The sequence below is a fragment of the Sporichthya sp. genome, from assembly GCF_013815995.1.
GTDB lineage: Bacteria > Actinomycetota > Actinomycetes > Sporichthyales > Sporichthyaceae > Sporichthya.
The window spans coordinates 1-2,925 of the sequence record NZ_JACDFE010000352.1 but is presented as its reverse complement, the minus strand read 5'-3'; the positions used below and the strand labels follow the sequence as shown (position 1 = coordinate 2,925).

General features: G+C 74.2%; 3 protein-coding genes and 1 pseudogene. All 4 read right to left on the bottom strand.

What is annotated here, in order from left to right:
- Positions 1–207, bottom strand: a pseudogene (locus tag H0X00_RS23110) (SARP family transcriptional regulator); the annotation flags it as partial.
- Between the two features lie 5 nt (positions 208–212).
- The gene (cmk, locus tag H0X00_RS23105; protein WP_367186750.1) at positions 213–893 is read right to left on the bottom strand and encodes a (d)CMP kinase; all 681 of its coding nucleotides are present in this window, start codon (positions 891–893) and stop codon (positions 213–215) included.
- 49 nt (positions 894–942) lie between these two features.
- Entirely contained in the window at positions 943–2,130 is a 1,188-nt protein-coding gene (locus tag H0X00_RS23100; protein WP_293775155.1) for an MFS transporter, read from the bottom strand.
- Positions 2,112–2,925 (bottom strand): prephenate dehydrogenase (locus H0X00_RS23095; protein WP_293775154.1); only part of this gene is annotated, 814 nt, incomplete at its 5' end. The genes H0X00_RS23100 and H0X00_RS23095, both read right to left, overlap by 19 nt.

Genomic DNA, 2,925 nt, shown 5'->3' with positions numbered 1-2,925 from the left:
CAGCTGGGCGGCCGCGGCCTCCGGGTCCAGATGCGGCCAGAGCGCTTCGAGGACCTGGTCGCGCAGCAGGGCCCGGCGCTCCGCCAGGGCGAGCAGGGCGACGAGTTCAGCCGGCCTGCGGCCGGGCCAGGCATGCTCCTCGACCACGCGGTCGTCGAGGTGGACGCGCAGACTCCCGAGCAGACAGATCCGCACCGGCGCCGCCATGGCCGCTAGGGCGTGCCGCTGACGAGGACGGTTCGTCGCACCTGCTCCAGGACCGCGGCGACCACGCCGTTCTTGTCCAGCTGAGTCGTGTCGAGCAGCACGGAGTCGGCGGCCTGGGCGAGCGGTGAGGCGGCGCGGGAGGAGTCGAGGTTGTCCCGGCGGGCCATGTCGATGTGCATCTCGTGCACGGTGGCGTTCTCGCCGGTGTGCAGGATCTCCTGCGTGCGCCGGGTGGCGCGCGCGTCGGCGGTGGCGGTGAGGAACATCTTCACCGGCGCGTCCGGGGCGACCACGGTGCCGATGTCGCGGCCCTCGACCACGATGCCGGCGCCGGCCGCGAGGGTCGCGGCGATGATCTGCTGCTGCATCCCGACCAGACGGGTCCGCACGGCGGGCACGGCGCTGACCGCGCTGACCGCGCCGGTGACCTCGCGCCCGCGGATGGGCAGGGAGACGTCGGTGCCGTTGACCTTGACCTGCGCGGACAGCGGGTCGGTGCCGATGCTGAGCTCGGCCTTGCCGGCCAGGGCGGCGACGGCGGCGGCGTCCTCCACGTCGACGCCCTCGCGCAGCATCCACCAGGTCAGGGCGCGGTACATCGCGCCGGTGTCCAGGTAGCGGAAGCCGAGGGTCGAGGCGACCTCACGGGAGACGCTGGACTTACCGGACCCCGAGGGCCCGTCCATCGCGAGAACGATCGGCGCTGTCTCCACGGACGTCGATTCTACCTCCGTTCTACCTGCGTGGCCCTGTGGCCAGGGCCAATGCGGTCGCGACGCCGGAAACGGCCGCGAGCAGCAGAAACACCTCCGGGTACCCGCCGAAGCGGGCGGCGGCGAAGGTGACGAGGAACGGGGCCAGCGCCGTGGCCACCATCACCGGCGCGGACAGCACCGCGGAGCGGTGGCCGTAGTTGGCGTGGCCCCACCGGTCCGGCACCGCGGTCGCCTGAAGCAGCGTCAGATTGCCGCGGACCATACCGGCCAGCATGGACAGCACGATCAACAACGCCGCCGGCCCGGGGACCAGGCCGAGCAGGAGGGTGGTGATCCCGCCGGCGCCGACGAGGGCCACGGTGCGGGAGGTGACACCGACCCGCCGGGACAGGGTGCCGTAGAGCAGGCGCCCCAGGGTCTGGCCGAGCCCGCCGAGGCCGAGCGCCCACGCAGCCGTGGTCGGGTCCATGCCGCGCTCCTCGAGCAGCGGTACGGCTGCGACGAGAACGCCGTGAACACCGAGCGCCGACAGCGTCAGCGCTGCGGCCAACAAGACGAACGTGACGGCGGGCGGCGACGGCGCGGGGAGGTCGTTCGGTGCAGGTGCCGGCGGTTCGGGCCAGGGCGCGGCGAGGGCGAACCAGTGCAGCGGGATCGTCACCACGGCGAGCACGATGGCCAGGGCGACGTAGGCACCGCGCCAGCCCCAGGCGTCGGCGAACACGGCGGTGAGGGGGGCGAAGATCAGCGAGGAGAGCCCGCCGGCCAGCGTGAGCGTGGTCAGCGCCCAGACCCGCCGCTCGCCGTACCAACGGGTCAGCGAGGCGAAGGCCGGCAGGTAGAACGTTGCCGCCATGGCCAGGCCGGCCAAGACCCAGGCGGCGGCGAACGCGGCCAGATTGGGTGCCGCCGCAATCGCCAGCGTCGCGAGGACCGCGACGACGGATCCGGCCGTCATCACCACCCGCGGGCCCTGCCGGTCGATGACCTTGCCGACCCGGATGCCGACCAGCGCCGAGATCAGCAGGGCGCCGGAGAAGCAGGCGGCCGCCTCACTCGCGGTCCAGTCCGGCTCATCGGAGATCCGCGGCAGGAGCACCGTGAACGCGTAGAACAGCACGCCCCAACTGGTGACCTGCGTGACGCACAGCGCGGCGAGCGCGGTGCGCGCCGGCGACGGGCCGGGGGCTACCAGTGCACGGTCCACCCGCGGGAACGCAGCTCGGCGACCAGGGGCTCGGCGCGGTCGGGGCGCACCGCGATCTTGGCCAGGCCGACCGGCTGTCCGGGCGAGTGCTCGATCTGCAGGTCCTCGATGTTGAAGTCGGCGTCACCGACGTCGGTGAGCAGCCGGGCCAGCTCGCGTGGCCGGTCCGGGACCAGCACCGGGACGACGGTGTACTTCGCGGCCTCGCCGCCGTGCTTACCGGGCAGCCGGGCGCGGCCGGTGTTGCCGGCTCGCAGGGCCGCGGTGACCTGGCTCGTTTCCCCCGCCCGCAACGCTTTGCGTACCGCGTCGAGGTCGCGGGCCAGGCCGTCGAGGACGTCGGCGACCGCACCGGCGTTGCCGCCGAGGATCTCGGTCCACAGGGCCGGATCGGACGCGGCGATCCGGGTGACGTCCCGGACGCCCTGCCCGGCCAACTGGACCGCGTCCTCCGGGGCGTCGACCAGCCGGGCGCCGACCAGGCTGGCCAGAACCTGCGGGGCGTGCGAGACCAGCGCGACCGCGCGGTCGTGGGCGTCGGGGTCCATCACGACCGCGACGGCCCGGCAGAGCCGGACGAGCTCCTCGACGGCGGCGACCGCGCCGGCGTCGCTTGCGGCGGAGGGGGTCAGCACCCAGGGCCGGCCCTCGAACAGGTCACCGCGGGCCGCGGTCGGGCCGGAGCGTTCGCTGCCCGCCAGCGGGTGCCCGCCGACGAAGCTCGCCGGGTCCGCCCCGGCTTGACCGAGCGCCCGCTGCAGGCCGCTCTTGGTGGAGGCGAGGTCGGTGTAGGCG